The organism is Trichococcus alkaliphilus, from assembly GCF_003008695.1.
GTDB lineage: Bacteria > Bacillota > Bacilli > Lactobacillales > Aerococcaceae > Trichococcus > Trichococcus alkaliphilus.
In genome coordinates, this window is the sequence record NZ_PXZT01000009.1 from 24,063 (window position 1) to 40,651 (window position 16,589).

At 42.4% G+C, this 16,589-nt stretch carries 11 protein-coding genes; 8 read left to right on the forward strand and 3 right to left on the reverse strand.

What is annotated here, in order from left to right:
- Positions 1-14: 14 nt before the first annotated feature.
- Positions 15-1,778, reverse strand: a complete 1,764-nt coding sequence (locus C7R73_RS08550) for a glycoside hydrolase family 13 protein (protein WP_106450103.1) — start codon at positions 1,776-1,778, stop codon at positions 15-17.
- Positions 1,779-2,075: 297 nt separating this feature from the next.
- Between C7R73_RS08550 and C7R73_RS08555 the strand changes: the two genes are divergently transcribed.
- The 3 genes from C7R73_RS08555 to C7R73_RS08565 all read left to right on the forward strand — a co-directional run bounded on the left by C7R73_RS08555 (position 2,076) and on the right by C7R73_RS08565 (position 5,852).
- The gene (locus tag C7R73_RS08555; protein ID WP_106450104.1) at positions 2,076-3,350 is read left to right on the forward strand and encodes an extracellular solute-binding protein; all 1,275 of its coding nucleotides are present in this window, start codon (positions 2,076-2,078) and stop codon (positions 3,348-3,350) included.
- A 275-nt stretch (positions 3,351-3,625) separates the two neighbouring features.
- The gene (locus C7R73_RS08560) at positions 3,626-4,975 is read left to right on the forward strand and encodes a carbohydrate ABC transporter permease (protein WP_106450179.1); all 1,350 of its coding nucleotides are present in this window, start codon (positions 3,626-3,628) and stop codon (positions 4,973-4,975) included.
- Positions 4,976-4,979: 4 nt separating this feature from the next.
- Entirely contained in the window at positions 4,980-5,852 is an 873-nt protein-coding gene (locus tag C7R73_RS08565; protein ID WP_106450105.1) for a sugar ABC transporter permease, read from the forward strand.
- A 471-nt stretch (positions 5,853-6,323) separates the two neighbouring features.
- Here C7R73_RS08565 and C7R73_RS08575 read toward each other — a convergent pair whose 3' ends face one another.
- Together C7R73_RS08575 and C7R73_RS08580 are read right to left on the reverse strand one after the other, a co-directional pair.
- Positions 6,324-7,622 carry a PTS sugar transporter subunit IIC gene (locus C7R73_RS08575; protein ID WP_161525908.1) on the reverse strand — a complete coding sequence of 433 codons (1,299 nt, stop codon included), beginning with the start codon at positions 7,620-7,622 and terminating at the stop codon, positions 6,324-6,326.
- Positions 7,615-9,111, reverse strand: a complete 1,497-nt coding sequence (locus C7R73_RS08580) for a family 1 glycosylhydrolase (RefSeq protein WP_106450107.1) — start codon at positions 9,109-9,111, stop codon at positions 7,615-7,617. The genes C7R73_RS08575 and C7R73_RS08580 overlap by 8 nt, the downstream gene beginning before the upstream one ends.
- A gap of 630 nt (positions 9,112-9,741) precedes the next feature.
- Here C7R73_RS08580 and C7R73_RS08585 point away from each other — a divergent pair.
- The 5 genes from C7R73_RS08585 (at position 9,742) to C7R73_RS08605 (ending at position 16,489) form a co-directional block, all read left to right on the forward strand.
- Positions 9,742-10,494 (forward strand): MurR/RpiR family transcriptional regulator, encoded by a 753-nt coding sequence (locus tag C7R73_RS08585; RefSeq protein WP_106450108.1) that lies wholly within the window; start codon positions 9,742-9,744, stop codon positions 10,492-10,494.
- A gap of 532 nt (positions 10,495-11,026) precedes the next feature.
- Positions 11,027-11,860: an AraC family transcriptional regulator gene (locus C7R73_RS08590; protein WP_106450109.1), complete on the forward strand. Its 834-nt coding sequence runs from the start codon at positions 11,027-11,029 to the stop codon at positions 11,858-11,860.
- A gap of 97 nt (positions 11,861-11,957) precedes the next feature.
- The gene (gene melA / locus C7R73_RS08595) at positions 11,958-13,268 is read left to right on the forward strand and encodes an alpha-glucosidase/alpha-galactosidase (RefSeq protein ID WP_106450110.1); all 1,311 of its coding nucleotides are present in this window, start codon (positions 11,958-11,960) and stop codon (positions 13,266-13,268) included.
- A 308-nt stretch (positions 13,269-13,576) separates the two neighbouring features.
- Positions 13,577-15,085: a PTS transporter subunit EIIC gene (locus tag C7R73_RS08600; protein WP_106450180.1), complete on the forward strand. Its 1,509-nt coding sequence runs from the start codon at positions 13,577-13,579 to the stop codon at positions 15,083-15,085.
- A 60-nt stretch (positions 15,086-15,145) separates the two neighbouring features.
- Complete coding sequence (locus C7R73_RS08605) at positions 15,146-16,489, forward strand: 6-phospho-alpha-glucosidase (RefSeq protein ID WP_106450111.1); 1,344 nt, start codon at positions 15,146-15,148, stop codon at positions 16,487-16,489.
- Positions 16,490-16,589: the final 100 nt, after the last annotated feature.

Genomic DNA, 16,589 nt, shown 5'->3' on the forward strand with positions numbered 1-16,589 from the left:
GCAACGGGCAGGGATTATTCTTTCATCAACACAAAACCTTTGCGTTCCAATTCGACCGATCCGTCCGACACGTCCGCAAGGTTCGAGAACAAAGCCTCCCCGATCAGCTCGACCCGTGCCGTGTGTTCGCCGGTATTGAAGGCACCGCGGATGACCTCGCCGCCCAGCATGCGCTCCAAAATGATCACGCCCGATTCTTCGGACACTTGACGCCAATAAACGGTGCCTTCCGAAAGGATCCTTTGCTGCTCTTTGCGGAGGCCATTCAGTTGTTTTACGAATTGGTGCAGATTGCGGTCCTGTTTTTCTTCTTCCCAGACCATGCACTTGCGGCAATCCGGGTCCATCCCGCCGGTCAAGCCGATTTCATCCCCGTAGTACAGGCATGGGACCCCAGGCTGAATATAAGTAAACGCCATTGCTTGTTTCATGATGTCTTTGTCCTCATTGGCTTCCGTCAACAGCCGCGGCGTATCATGGGAATCCAAAATGTTGAACTGCATCTGGTTCGTCTGATCGCGGTAGAGCATCAACTGGTTGTTCATTTCCGACACCATTTTACTCAATGATAGTTCATTCTTCACGAAATAGCCCATGATCGCATCGGTGAAGGCGTAGTTCATGACTGCATGGAATTCGTCGCCCTGCAGCCAGTTTTGGGAAGAGTGCCAAATCTCGCCGAGAATGTAGAAATCTTTTTTGGCTTCATCGCAGACGATCCGGAATTTTTTCCAAAAAGCGTGGTCGACTTCGTTCGCGACATCCAAACGCCAAGCGTCGATATCGAAGGCCTCGATCCAGTAACGGGCGATGTTCAGCAGATAATCCTGAACTTCCGGATTGGCCGTATTCAGTTTCGGCATATGCGGGTTGGCGGCAAAAACATCGTAGTTGATGTCATAAGCATCCTCAAAATTTTCGCCCCGTTTGTACGAAGCCGGGAACTCATTGATGTGGAACCAATCGACATATTTCGAATCTTCGCCGTTTTTAAGCACGTCCTGCCATTGCGGAGAAGAGTCACCGATATGGTTAAAGACGGCATCCAGCATGACTTTTATGCCGCGCCTGTGGCATTCGTCCACGAGTTTTTTGAACGTTTCGGCATCGCCGAAGGCCGGGTCGATTTTCAGGTAATCGATCGTGTCGTACTTGTGGTTGGAAGAAGCTTCAAAAATCGGGCAGAAATATATCCCGTTGATTCCCAGGTCCTCCAAATAATCAAGCTTGTCGATGACCCCCTGCAGGTCGCCGCCGAAGAAGTTCTGTCTATTCGGGTCTTCCGAGCCCCAAGCCAGCGTGCCTTCCGGATCGTTGCTAGGATCTCCGTTGGCGAAACGCTCCGGGAAAATCTGATACCAAATGGTTTCTTTGACCCATTCAGGTGTTTTGTAGCGATCGACTTCATGGAAGAAGGGCATCCGGAAGTAATTATTCGGCATCCGCAAATACTCCTCTTCTAATGGGTAAACACCGTGATCGCCATAGAAGACGGAGATTCCGTCATGGCCTGTTAAGGCGAACGCATAGGATAAGCGTTTTAAAGGTGCGTTCACTTGCACAAACCAGTAATCGTAAAGATCGGTGGAAAGTGTTTTGATCATCTGAAGCGGTTTGCGGAACCACTCCTCTTTGTCCAAAAAATAAGGGTCCCCGTAAAGCAGCCCCATCTCTCTAACGTCTCCACGGGCGGTACGCAAACGGACGTGCATCGTTTCTGGGTCATATAGATAGGCAAACTCGCTTTCGGGACGATGGTAAAGTGCTGAAGTGTTCATAGTAGTATCGGCTCCTTTTCACTCTTTGTTTTCCCACATTGTGGCACAACAGATAATCGGTTGCAAGAACTTTTAGCAATCGGTTGCATTTTATTTTTTGGGTGGAGAATCATGTGCATTGGCTCGTGGACTATTGAAAACCCTTGGTATACATATGTAATTAAACTTTTCGCAATCGATCTGACTCATCAAAAAAATAAACCGTTTTCTTTTTATGAGAAATAACGCTTGACTATTTAAGCAATCGGTTGCATAATCAGACTTGTAAAGGAAATTCATTTCAAGGGGGACAAGTAAGTGAAGACGAATTGGAAAAAATATTTTGGAAGCGGTTTAATCTTGGGGGCATCTGCATTAATCTTGGGCGCATGCGGAGGCACAGCTGATACAAGCGACACAGGCTCGGCTGAGAATACATCCGGGGAAGTCGTTGTAGAAGGCGATGTTAAATTGTGGGTGGACACGGATCACGTGGAAGTCTTCAAAGGAATCGTGGCTGACTTCGAAAAAGAATTCCCTGAAGTTACCGTTGAAGTGGCAGCAGGAAGCTCAGCGGATGCAAAAAAAGATGTCTCGAAAGATCCGAAAGCGGCTGCCGATGTTTTCATGATGCCGCATGACCAGGTCGGTCAAATGGCTGAAGCCGGTCTGTTGTACCCGAATACAAAATACGCAGATGAAGTAAAAGCAAACAACGTGGAATCGGCTGTGGAAGGCGTAACGTGGAACGATGAGCTTTACGGCTACCCATACGGCGTTGAATCGCAAGTTCTCTACTATAACAAAGCGAAACTGACTGAAGACGATGTGAAGAGCTGGACGACATTGTCTGAAAAAGGCAAAATCGGCACAAACTTTGCTGAAGCCGGAGCCAACTATATCTTCGGACCGCTGTTCATGAGTAACGGTCTTTACTTGTACGGCGAAACCGGTGAAGATCCAAGCGGAACCAATTTTAACAGCGAAAAAGGTGCTGAAGTGCTTGCATGGATCGCAGCTCAAAAGAACAATCCAGGCGTGATCCAATCTGGTGCTGAAGCTTTGGCCAACTTGGAAGCAGGCGTTTCCGATGCTTTCCTTTCCGGTCCTTGGTCGAAAAATGATGTCACCAAAGCATTGGGCGAAAACATGGGCGTTGCGGCTTATCCGACAGTCGATTTCGGCAGCGGAGAAGTTCAGATGAAAGCTTTCTTGGGCGTCAAATTGTTTGCTGTAAACCAACAGACAGATGCTCCTTTAGCATCCATGGCTTTGGCTAACTACCTATCCAACGAAACTTCCCAATTGACTGAATTCCAGGAAATGGGCGTCATCCCATCTAACAAAGTCGTTCAGGAAACAGCGGAAGTGCAAGAAGACGTTGTTGCAAAAGCGGTTATGGAAATGTCTCAACCCACTCATTCAGTCGTAATGCCTAAAGTTCCGGAAATCGTTTCGTTCTGGCCAGCAATGGATGCCATCATTAATGATGCATACAAAGGCAACATCACAGAATCCGAGTACATGGAAAAACTGGACAAATTGGTCGAAGACACATCCAAAGTAACAGAACCTAAAGAAGAAAAAGAATAAAGCAAGAAAAGCGGAACGGGTTCGTTCAGCACTGAAAGAAATTTAGGAAATCGTGCCACGCAACGTTCCCTACGGTCACCTTGTACTGGGACTCTAAGGGATGAATCCCTTAGAGTCCCATGCAACTGAGCATCGAAGAGCGCAATAGGTACGATTTATCTAATTTCAGAAGGGCTAACCCGTGAAGCTAGCCAACAATATATCAAGCAGGGAGGGCGAAAGATCACGCATCTTTCGTCCCTCTTATTTAAATGATGAAAGTGAGTGGGGAAGCCATGTTCAAGAAAAAAAGTTACGGCCAGCAGATGACCTTTCGGGAATTGTTCAAAGAAGGGGACGTCGCAACAAAACTTTCCTTTGTTGTCATGGGAGCTGCCAATCTTGCCAATAAACAATACTTAAAGGGTTTGATTTTTCTGTTTTCGCAGATCGCCTTCTTCTATTGGCTGATCCGCAACGGAGTGCACGCGCTGTCCATGTTGGCGACGTTGGGTACTCAGGGGCAAGGGCTCGTTTTTGATGAACGCTTGGGGATTGAAGTGCTGCAAGAGGGCGACAACTCGATGTTACTGCTATTATTCGGCATTGCTGCCATTGTAATTTGTGTACTCCTTGTTGGTTTGTACATCATCAATCTGAAAAGTGCACGGCATATCCATGAGCTTAAAGTAGCGGATGAAAAGATTCCGAGCACGATGGATGATTTGGCGAGTCTGCTGAACGAACGGTTCTATCTTACTCTGATGACGATTCCGTTGTTGGGCGTACTGCTGTTTACGGTCCTGCCGTTGCTTTACATGATCTCGATCGCCTTCACTAACTATGACCACACGCATTTGCCGCCGAAAAACCTCTTCACTTGGGTCGGCTTGGTGAACTTCGGTAACGTCATTTCCGGAAATATGGCAGACACCTTCTTCCCGGTTTTGGGCTGGACGCTGATCTGGGCTACTCTGGCGACGGTCACTTGTTTTTTCTTCGGCATCCTGCTGGCACTTTTGATCAACACCAAAGGCCTGAAATTCAAAGGCGTTTGGCGCACGATTTTCGTCGTCACGATGGCAGTGCCGCAGTTCATCTCGCTGCTGGTTATGCGCAATCTCTTGAATGGCGCGGGTCCCATCAACGCAACGCTGCTGAACCTGGGCCTGATCGATTCGGCCATTCCGTTTTTGACGGATCCGATTTGGGCAAAAATTACGGTCATTGTCGTCAATATGTGGATCGGGATTCCGGCAACGATGCTGGTTTCGACGGGGATCATCCAAAATCTGCCGACTGATCAGATCGAGGCTGCACGGATCGACGGCGCGAACAAACTGCAGATTTTCAGGAACATCACTTTCCCGCAAATTCTGTTCGTGATGATGCCAGCGTTGATCCAACAGTTCATCGGAAACATCAACAACTTCAACGTCATTTTCTTGTTGACCGGAGGCGGACCTTCGAATTCCGACTTTTACGGAGCGGGTTCGACGGACTTGCTGGTTACGTGGCTGTACAACTTGACGGTCAACACGATGGACTACAACTTGGCATCCGTCATCGGTATCCTGATCTTCATCCTGTCCGCAGCGTTCAGTCTGCTGGCCTACACAAGAACGAATTCATTCAAGGAGGGCTAAAAACATGGCAAAAGCAAAGAAAACAACAGGATACAAAGCGCAGCGGCGGTATTCGCTGGCTGCAGTCTACGCAGTCCTGGCTGTCCTGTCGGTCGTTTGGCTGTTCCCTATCGTATGGATCGTTTTGACTAGCTTCCGGGCAGAGGGCGGGGCGTTCGTTCCGTACATCATTCCAAAATCATTCACGTTGGAAAACTACAGGATTCTGCTGCAGAACACAACCGGCAATTATCCGTTTGTGCGCTGGTTCCTGAACACGCTGTTTGTTTCCGTGATCAGCTGCATCCTGTCGACTTTCATCACAATCGCAATGGCGTACGCATTGTCGCGCCTGCGCTTCAAGATGCGGAAACCGTTCCTGAAAGTTGCGTTGGTCCTGAACATGTTCCCCGGATTCATGAGCATGATCGCCGTGTACTACATCCTGAAAGCCCTGAATCTGACGGAAAGCCTGCTTGCTTTGATTTTGGTCTACTCCGCGGGCTCCGCGCTCGGCTTCTACATCGCCAAAGGATTCTTCGATACAATCCCGATGGCGCTGGATGAATCGGCCATGATCGACGGCGCCAACAAATGGCAGATTTTCACGAAAATCACGCTGCCGTTGTCCAAACCGATCATCGTGTACACGTCTTTGCTGGCTTTCATGGGACCGTGGATGGACTTCATCTTCGCCAAAATCATCATGGGCGACAACATCCCGAACTACACGATAGCGATCGGGCTGTTCACGATGATGACCCGCACGACCGCGAACTCGCTGTTCATGGCGTTCACCGCAGGCTGCGTGCTGATCGCCATCCCGATCACGATCCTGTTTATCTTCATGCAACGTTTCTATGTAGAAGGCGTGACTTCCGGATCAGTCAAAGGATAAAAATGTATAGCAGAAAAGCCCAAAAGGCGCTCTTGCCGGAGCGCCTTTTGGGCTTTTCTGCGTTTTATTTTTGTGGCGTGGAGCGATTTTGTCGTGTAAACATGGATACTTTGGAGTTATCCATGTTCAGGCCGGTATTCGGGCTCGAAAAGATGAATACTTTGGATTTATTCATGTTTAGGACAGTATTCAGGCCCGAAAAGATGAATACTTTTCATTTATTCATGGTTTCAATCGACATTTCACCGCGCGTTCAATCAGACAGCGTGCGCCAAGCCCTTCACGATTTGAGCTAATGCTTCATTAATCGGAGTGGCTGGGTGGCCGAGCAATTTTTCGAAATCATCGCTTTCGACATCCAACGAACCTTCGCGGATGCTCTTTTGGATAGCGAGCAGGATCGGGATGACGAAATCCGGAACGCCGGCACCGCATCTACTTTATTTCTGAATGATTTTAGAAATTCAATGACTATTCAACACCTAATAATGCTTCTTCAACACCTAATAATGCTTCTTCATCAACTGATTTGATATCTAAAACTTTAAAAAATGGATAATAGATTAAAACAGAAAGAGTTACTAGAACCATTTGAAGTAAAATACCTGTAATGCCACATACTAGGAATCCATCTAATAAAACTGGTGTCCCTATGACATAGGTAGCGATTTGTGGAACTGAAACAATTCCAATGCTCATTGTAAAATAAGCAACTAATACATTGACAATTGGTACTACTAAAAATGGAATTGCCATATAAGGATTCAATACAATAGGCATACCGAATAGTAATGGTTCATTAATACCGCATAAAGATGGTGCAATTGATAATCTACCCAGTGTTTTATATCGTTTACTTTTAGAGAATAATAACATGTTAATTGATAAACCTAGTGTACCTCCATTTCCACCAATTAAAGTTATAAGGAAGAATGAGAATGTTAAAATATGTGTAGGAGATTGTCCACTAGCAAATGCAGATTGGTTAGCAATACCATTTTGTAAATATAACATTAAGATAAATGGTGTAAAGATTTGTCCGCCATGAACACCAAACAACCAGAATAAACTGATAAAAAATGAGAATATTACTAATGTCATAATATTTCCGGAGAATCCAGCAAATGGAATTTTAATCATATTATAGATAAATTCTGTAGCCGATGTTTTCAAGAAGGTCACACATAAAGCGTTAATTACAACTGCAGCAGAAATTGATAATACACTAGGAATTACTGCAGTAAAAGCGTCAGATACTGCTGGAGGTGTACCATTTGGCATAGTAATCTTAACATCTTTTTTAATACAAAAGGTATAGATCATACCAACGATGTATCCAATTAAGATTGCTGTAAAAATACCACTAGCTCCTAAAAAGTCAAAAGAAATATAGCTTGTTTCTTCTACTACAGCTAATGGTGTTAATACTAAAAATGCAATAATTGAACATAATCCTGCACCAACTGCTTGTGCATCTAATTTTTTTACTTTCATATAGTTATAACCAAAAGAGAAAGAAATATAAATTCCCATTAAACCTGTTGTAAATTTTTCTACCACTGATAGAAATGGTTTAACACCTAACGATGTTAAAAACTCTTGATATGAGCCAATATTTAACGAACTAATTAAAGAAAAAAACGCTCCTCCAATGATAACTCCCATAATCATTGTGAAAGATGAACTGATAATTTTCATGAAATCGCTTTCGGAAATTTTTCTAGCTGACGGTTCAACTTTCTCATTCATAAACGAAACTATTTTATCCATAAATGTCATACTCCCCTCTGATATTTAAGTCTTCTCCATTTGATTCAAATACTTGTTTCATATATCCATATGATTTTTTTATAATACGTTCTTTTGTCCCTCTCCCTTCATTATCCATATCAACATAAATAAACCCATATCTTTTGTCCATTTCTCCTCCACCATTAGAGACTAAATCGATAATACCCCAAGATGTATAACCCATTATTGGTACACCATCTTCTTCAACTGCTTTTTTTAATTGAACAAAATGATCATGAAAGTATTCTATACGATAATCATCAATAATTTTTCCATCTTCTAGTTTATCTACTGCACCTATGCCATTTTCAACTACAAATAACGGGATTTGATATTTATCATAAAGATCATTTAAAATAACTCTAAGTCCAATTGGATCTACTTGCCATCCCCAATCAGAATCTTTTAAATAAGGGTTTCTAATTGCGCTAATTACATTTCCACCTGTTTCATCAGCATTGACACGCGTTGTTGCAACACTAGTGTTATAGTAGCTAAATCCTAAATAATCAACGGTACCTTCTTTTAATATATCGTCATCTTCAGGTTGAATATGAATATTTATATTTTTTCTTTCGAAATATTTTAATAAATAATTAGGATATGCTCCTCTAACTTGTATATCAATAGCATAATCTCTCCATTCTCTACTAAGTTCAATTCTTCTTAAAGAGTCAAGAGGATTACATGTTTCTGGATACCAATAGAAATTAGCTTCCATCATCCCAATTTTAAAATTAGGATTAATCTTATGTCCGATGATAACTGTTTTAGCAGACGCTAAAAAGATATGATGATTTACTTGAAATCTTGCATCTAGACTGTTTTTAGTTGTTCCAGTACACTCATAGTCATGTAAAATATTTACTTCGTTGAAAGTTAACCAATATTTTACTAGATCCTTATATCTAGTCATAATTGTTTCTGAATAATTCACAAAGAAATCAACAGTTTTTCTATTCAACCATCCATCATAAGTTTGTGAAATATAAGCGGGAATGTCGAAATGACACATAGTAACCAGTGGTTCAATTCCATACTTTTTACATTCTTTAAAAACATCTTCATAGAATTTTAATCCTTCTTCATTAGGTTCTTTTTCATCACCTTTAGGAAAGATTCTTGACCATGAAATAGCTAATCTGAAACATTTCAAGCCCATACCAGCCATTAATTTAATATCTTCTTTGTAATGATGATAAAAATCTACTGCATTATGACTAGGGTAATATGTATCATCATATATACATCCCTTCGCACCTTCTGGAATACTTATTCCATGAAATGATTTTTTTGCATCAAATCTTTCCCCATTACTTAATTTAAGTGTGATCCTACGAGGATTTTGTCTATTCCCAGAAGTTAAATAATCAGTATTCGCTAAACCACGATTACCTAAATTATAACCTCCTTCGAATTGGTGAGCTGACGTTGCTCCACCCCATAGAAAATCTTTTGAAAAACTCATTTTTATAATTCATTCCTTTCGCTTCGCTCAAGGCACACCACGGGATGAAGATGGTGCTATGCCTTCGGCGTTTTATTGTACTATTCATTTTGGAATAATCTACATATACTACAAATCACGGAGAGAATAGTAAGCGCTTGCTAAAAGCAGCGCACTATTTAAGACCGCTTCTTGTTCAAATTGCTAATACCATCGTACGGAGTGAGAACTATCTAGAACGCCGGAATAAATATCTGCAACTGAAGAAACGGTGCAGTCATAAAAAGCAATTATTGCTATTTCACGCAAGTTGCTTACTGCCATTTATTACATGCTTCTTCTCTTTATCGTACAGAGAATGTGCGTCTTAATCGAAAAATGACCGTTTAAGAAGCTGTAGAATTTTCAAACTTCTCCTCTCTTATGTATTAAAGAATTGCTAGCTAGTCTTCGTTAATAGTTTAACAAATGGAAAATTTATTGGAAGTTCAACAAAATAACGCTAACTGGTCAAATTTTGAACAGTATAAAAAAAGTATGATTAATACTTTTTGGCATTCTCTATATGTTTTTCTTGTACTATAATTAATAGAATTATTATTTAAAACATTTAGACATTTTAATACTTTAAAATCAAAGGAGAAGAACGATATGACACAATTACTATATATTTTAATGAACTATTTGAATAATTCATTTAAAAAAGATACTAATTACTACATAGCACAAACACTTACACATAATATTGATAAAATATCTAATTGGAGTTTAGAGTATGCAGCTATTTGCTGTAATGTATCTGTCTCTACTTTAAATCGTTTTTTTCATGATATAGGCTATAAGAATTTCTCGAGAATGAAAGAAATAATTTACTATAATGAAGAATATAAAAGCATACGTTTAAATTCCGACTCAATGGATAAAGCTGTTGAAGCAATTAAACAAACATTGGATAATATAAATAAAATAGATTTAGAAGTTTTTAATGAAATCGCTGATTATATTTTTAAAAGTAAACAAGTAATATTTTACGCATATGGTGAAAACTTGAACTTTACACTTAAAACTCAAGTTGAGCTTATGTTAAATGGAAAGTATAGTATTTCAAGAATTGATATTTTAAGACAAATGGATTTAATTAAGGAAGTAGATGAAGATGATTTAATCATTTGTATTAGTATTTCTGGAAGAAGTATTGCGAACAAAGATTTGAAAACCATAATTAATACTAAAAACTGTAAAAGCATTCTCATTACCCAAATACAAGATTGTTCTTCATTCGACTATTTTGATTTTATCTTAAATTTAGGCCCTAATTATGGTTATAATTCTTCAAAATATGCAGTAGAATACTTAATGGATCTTATTTGTAGCGCTTATAAATCAAGAGTAAATTTTTTGTGAAATATAATATAACTCAAATTTCGAAACCTGAAACCGAATTCAAACCATTGGTATAACAACATCCCAGTTTATTTGTTTATGCAGCTAATGCCTATGAGGCACTGCTATTAACCGGAATAAGAGCGCACTAAAAAAAGATAAGCGAATTATTGGAGAATCTATCTGTCTAAGAGAGTGTGAACCCTTTCTTCAGGGAATGAAGGTTCAGATGTAGAAAATTCCTTCATACAGTTCCCGACCAAAAAATATAGTGTCCAGAAATAAACCATTTTCTGGACAGTGTAAAAACTAATTTTTTTACTATCAAATGACCTCGTTTGGGAAGCGGGGGATTTGGTGATTGCCCAGGAAGGTAGTCTTGTCTATATAGCGGAGTGTCTGATTCTTTTCTATCACCATTAACAGGTGCTGTGCTAAAATCTACGTGTATAATGATACTGATGAATGACACGCTCGAATCCGGTCCTATGGGAAAGCTGCGTTGGTCGACCATTCAAAGTGTGATAAATAAACAGATAACAGAGGATACCCCATGAGCGAAAAACTATTAAAGGATCTATTTTTTAAAGAATATTATTTCTCGGATTTTTATTTTTTTAATGTGGGATACGAGAAATGCCAGAGCAGGCATCGATTTGGCCCTTCGTTACGGGACAACTACATCGTGCATTTTGTGATCAGCGGAAAAGGGCGGTATACCGTGAACGATACAACACATCACTTGGGTGCGGGTGATTTTTTTCTGATCCGTCCGAATGAACTGGTCGATTATGAAGCGGATGCGGAAGAGCCCTGGGAATACTATTGGATAGGATTTTCGGGCAGCAAGGTGAAAGAAATACTCCATACAAACGGCATCGGGGCTAAAGACTATATAGGCCAAGTTGGCAGGAAAGAAGCGTTGCGGGAAAAATTCGAGCGTTTTATGCAATCCGACTTTTTTGATGATTCTCAAAAACTAGTAAATCAGGCGCTCTTCTATGACATTTTTTCGTTCTTCAAAATCCATAATGAAAATATGGAAATGGGGGTCCGAGTCAGCCGAACGAAAAAATACAGCGAAGCCTTTTTGTTGTATGTGGAAAATAATTATTATCGCGAGGATTTGACGATCGAAGAAATTGCGAAATCGATGTACCTGCATCCCTCCTATTTCAGCCAGGTGATCAAAGAGGAGTTGGGTTTGAACGCCCTCAAATATTTGAACCTGTACCGCATGAACAAAGCCAGCCAACTGCTGAAAACGACGGAATTGTCGGTGGAGGAAATAGCAAGCGCGGTAGGATATCAGAATAGGCACTCTTTTTCGAGGGCCTTCAAGAGCAGATTTCACAGTTCGCCGACCGAATATAAGGCTGAAAAATAAGACCTACAAAATTGTACCCTGCAGCTAAAATCATGCACTTTTGTTTCAGTAAGAATAAACTATACTGAAGACATCAAATGGAAAAAGGAGCATGGATATGGTTAAAATTTGTTTTATTGGTGCAGGCAGTACAATTTTTGCAAGGAATGTTTTAGGGGATGCGATGTTGACGCCGAGTCTTCAATATGCAGAAATCGCATTATACGATATTGATGAGAAAAGATTAAATGAATCCGAATTGATGCTTAAGGCTATCAACAAAAACTCGAACCAAAACCGCGCCAACATACAATCTTTCAGCGATAGAAAAGAAGCTTTGAGAGATGCGAATTTCGTCATCAATGCGATTCAAGTGGGCGGGTACAAACCGAGCACTGTGATTGATTTTGAGATCCCCAAGAAATACGGCTTGCAGCAGACGATCGGGGACACGACCGGTATCGGCGGCATTTTCAGAGGATTGCGCACACTTCCAGTCATGTTTGAATTTGCCAAAGACATGGAGGAGGTTTGTCCGGATGCATGGTTATTGAACTACACCAATCCGATGGCTATTTTAACGATGGGCATGCTGAAAGGGACGAAAATCAAAACTGTCGGCTTGTGCCACAGTGTCCAAGTGTGTGTGCCGGAACTGTTCGAACATCTGGGGATAAAAGAGCAATACAATCTGGATGAATTCCAATGGAAAATCGCCGGCATCAACCATATGGCGTGGCTGTTGGAAATTAACCGAAACGGAAAAGATTTCTACCCTGAAATTCGCAGTCTGGCTTCAAAAATCGCTAATCCACATAAGGATTCTGTGCGCTTTGAATTGATGAAACATTTTGGCTACTATATCACGGAATCCAGTGAGCATAACGCAGAGTACCATCCTTATTTTATCAAAAAGAATTATCCGCAGCTGATTGATCAATTGCAAATCCCGATTGATGAATATTTAAGAAGATGCGTTACCCAAATCGAAGGTTGGGAACTTCAAAGAGAAGAGATCGTCAATAACGGTTCGCTGGAACATACAAGAAGCCGCGAATATGCCTCTTACATCATGGATGCGATTACAACAGGAAATCCGACTGTGATTGCTGGAAATGTTCTGAATAAAGGTCTGATCACCAACTTGCCGGAAGATTGCTGTGTGGAAGTTCCTTGTCTGGTGGACAAAAATGGCGTTCAACCTACCTATGTAGGCAAGCTTCCTACGCAATTGGCAGCATTGAATCGAACAAACATCAATGTCCAGGAACTGACGGTTGAAGCTGCAATGACACTGGAAAAGGATAAAATCTATCAAGCGGCATTGTTGGATCCGCATGCGAGTTCAGAACTGTCCATTTCAGAAATAAAAGCAATGGTGGACGAATTGATCGCTGCCCATGGCGATTATCTGCCGACTTATAAATGAGAGAAAACAGGTGCGCCCAGGCGATTGGCTTCAGCGCACCATCTGATAAATAGAACGTCTTGAAATACAACAAAACGAAATGAAGAGCAGCCTGTTGTGCTCTCCATTTCGTTTTTTTGTTTATTTTGAATTAGGCTTCGCATGTTTCGGATGCGCGTGGTTGGCCTGAGAAATTTCCCGGGAAATGGTAAAAAGGCCAGTGTGAGAACGCTTTCCCTAAAGGGGCTCTGGGCATTGTTGGGGCTTTTTGCCCGTGCTATAGTAGTCACATGAAAAGGATTTCAAAAAACAAAAGGAGATGAAAAATGATGATGCAGAAATTGCAGCGCTTTGGTGGCGCCATGTTTACACCTGTTTTATTATTCGCTTTTGCAGGGATTATCTTGTCGCTCTCGATCATGTTCCAAAATGAAATGTTAGTTGGTGGTATCGCTGCGGAAGGGACAATATGGAAAAACTTCTGGGCGGTTGTTGAATCCGGTGGGTGGACAGTTTTTAATCAGATTGAGTTATTATTCGTTATCGGTTTACCTATGGGATTGGCGCAAAAAGCAAATGCTCGCGCAGCTTTAGAGTCCTTCGTTGTCTATACGACATTCAACAACTTCTTAAGCAAAATTCTTCAGCTGATGGGACCGACATTCAATGTTGACTTCACCCAAGAAGTCGGTGGTAACAGTGGATTGAAAATGATTGCCGGTACTAAGACGCTGGACACCAATCTAATCGGCGCAATCTTGATTGCAGCAATCGTTGTCTGGATCCACAATCGCTATTTCGAAAAGAAACTGCCTGATTGGATTGGTATTTTCCAAGGTTCATCACTGGTTGTGATCATCGGGTTCTTCCTGATGCTGCCTATAGCATTCTTGACGGCATGGATTTGGCCGATCATTCAAAGTGGTATCGGATCTGCTCAAGGCTTCATGGCCAGTTCCGGTACATTCGGTGTTTGGTTGTACGTGTTCCTCGAACGGATTTTGATTCCGACGGGCTTGCACCACTTCATTTACCAACCGTTCATTTTTGGGCCAGCGGTAGTCGAAGGTGGGTTCGCTTTGCATAATGTTTCCAAACTGTTCGCACCGCTGGGGATTGCAGCTGCCTTTTATACGACAGCCAGTCCTGAGAAGCGCAAGAAAACATTGGCACTGTTGATTCCAACGGCGTTGACCGCCATTCTTTCCGGGATCACGGAACCGTTCGAATTCACGTTCCTTTTCATTGCACCGCAGTTGTTCTTGGTACATTCCTTGTTGGCAGCAACTTTAGGCGCGACCGTATATGCTTTCGGAGTTGTCGGAGATATCGGTGGCGGGTTGATCACAAACCTGTCGCAGTTCATCATTCCGATGTCGATCAATCATATGGGATCGGTCCTAACCTTATTCGCAGTCGGCTTTACTTTCAGTGTCATCTACTTCTTTGTGTTCCGATTCGCCATTCTGAAATATGACCTGAAAACACCTGGTCGTGAAGATGCGGAAGAGGTCAAGATGTACAGCAAACAAGAATATCGGGATAAGCAAGCCAAGAAAAATGCTGGCGCGCTGGCAGGCAATCCTTACGCTGTAAGTGCTGCGCATTATATGGAAGCGTTAGGCGGTGCTGATAATATTGTCGAAGTGAACAACTGTGCGACAAGGTTGCGTGTCACGGTGGCGGATGAAGCATTGGTGGCGCCTGATGCGGAATTCAAAGAAGGTGGCGCACATGGACTCGTCAGAAATGGAAGGGCGTTCCAAGTGATAGTGGGGCTGGATGTTCCGCAGGTCCGGGAAGCATTCGATCAGCTGGTCGCACAAAAACCGATTTAACAACATATCCAACAGATTCATCATAAAAAACTAAGTTAACAATAGAAAGGGAGAATAAACATGGAATTAAAAAAACAATCGATCGCTATCGCAGGCGGAGGCAGTACTTTTACACCGGGAATCATCATGATGTTGTTGGAAAATCTGGAGATTTTTCCGATCAGACAAATCAAATTCTATGACAATGATCCGGAGAGACAAAAGCAAATCGCGGATGCATGCGAAATTATCCTAAAAGAACGTGCACCTGAAATCACTTTTGTCGCAACGACTGATCCCGAAACGGCCTTTACAGATATCGATTTCGTGATGGCCCATATCCGCGTCGGCAAATACGCGATGCGTGAGAAAGATGAAAAAATCCCTTTGAAATACGGTGTCATCGGCCAAGAGACTTGTGGACCGGGCGGGATTGCGTACGGCATGCGTTCGATCGGGGGCGTGCTGGAGTTGGTGGATTACATGGAGCAATTTTCTCCTGATGCATGGATGCTGAACTACTCCAATCCGGCAGCGATTGTAGCCGAAGCAACGCGTAAACTGCGTCCGAACAGCAAAATCATCAACATATGCGACATGCCTGTAGGTATCGAACATCGCATGGCGGAAATTCTTGGAATGAAATCCCGCAAAGAACTTTCCATACGCTACTATGGATTGAACCACTTCGGCTGGTGGACAGATATCCGTGATAAAGACGGCAATGACCTGATGCCTGCAATCCAAAAGCATGTCAAGGAGCACGGCTATATCACGCCTGCCGAGCTGGAAGGAAAGGGCAGCGAGGAAGTGGAAGCAAGCTGGGTGCACACATTCGGAAAAGCTAAAGAAGTTTATCCACTGGATCCAAAAACCTTGCCAAATACTTATTTGAAGTACTACTTATTCCCGCAAGATGAAGTCGAAAAAGCCAATCCTGAATATACGCGCGCCAACGAGGTGATGGATCACCGCGAGAAGATGGTCTTTGGGGAATGCAATCGCATTGCGCAACTTGGGACAGCGGTGAATTCAGAACTGGAAATGGACGATCACGCTTCTTACATCGTCGATCTGGCGCGGGCGATTGCGTACAACACAAAAGAGCGCATGCTGCTGATTGTGCCGAATAATGGCGCTATCTCCAACTTTGATCCGACAGCGATGGTGGAAATTCCGTGCATCGTTGGTTCGAATGGTCCGGAGCCACTAGTTCAAGGCGAAATTCCTCGTTTCCAAAAAGGCTTGATGGAACAGCAAGTCGCTGTGGAAAAACTGGTTGTGGAAGCTTGGGAAGAAGGTTCCTACCAAAAATTGTGGCAGGCACTGACTGTTTCCCGCATCGTGCCGAATGCGCGTGTAGCCAAAAACATTCTGGATGATTTCATTGCTGTCAACACGGAGTTTTGGCCAACTTTAAACTAAGAGTACCCTCCTGAAACAGACACTTCATATGATACAATAGAGTCGCACACCAAAGAGAGTTGCTCTTGGTAGGCGACTCTTTGTTTTCGGAGGGATAGGG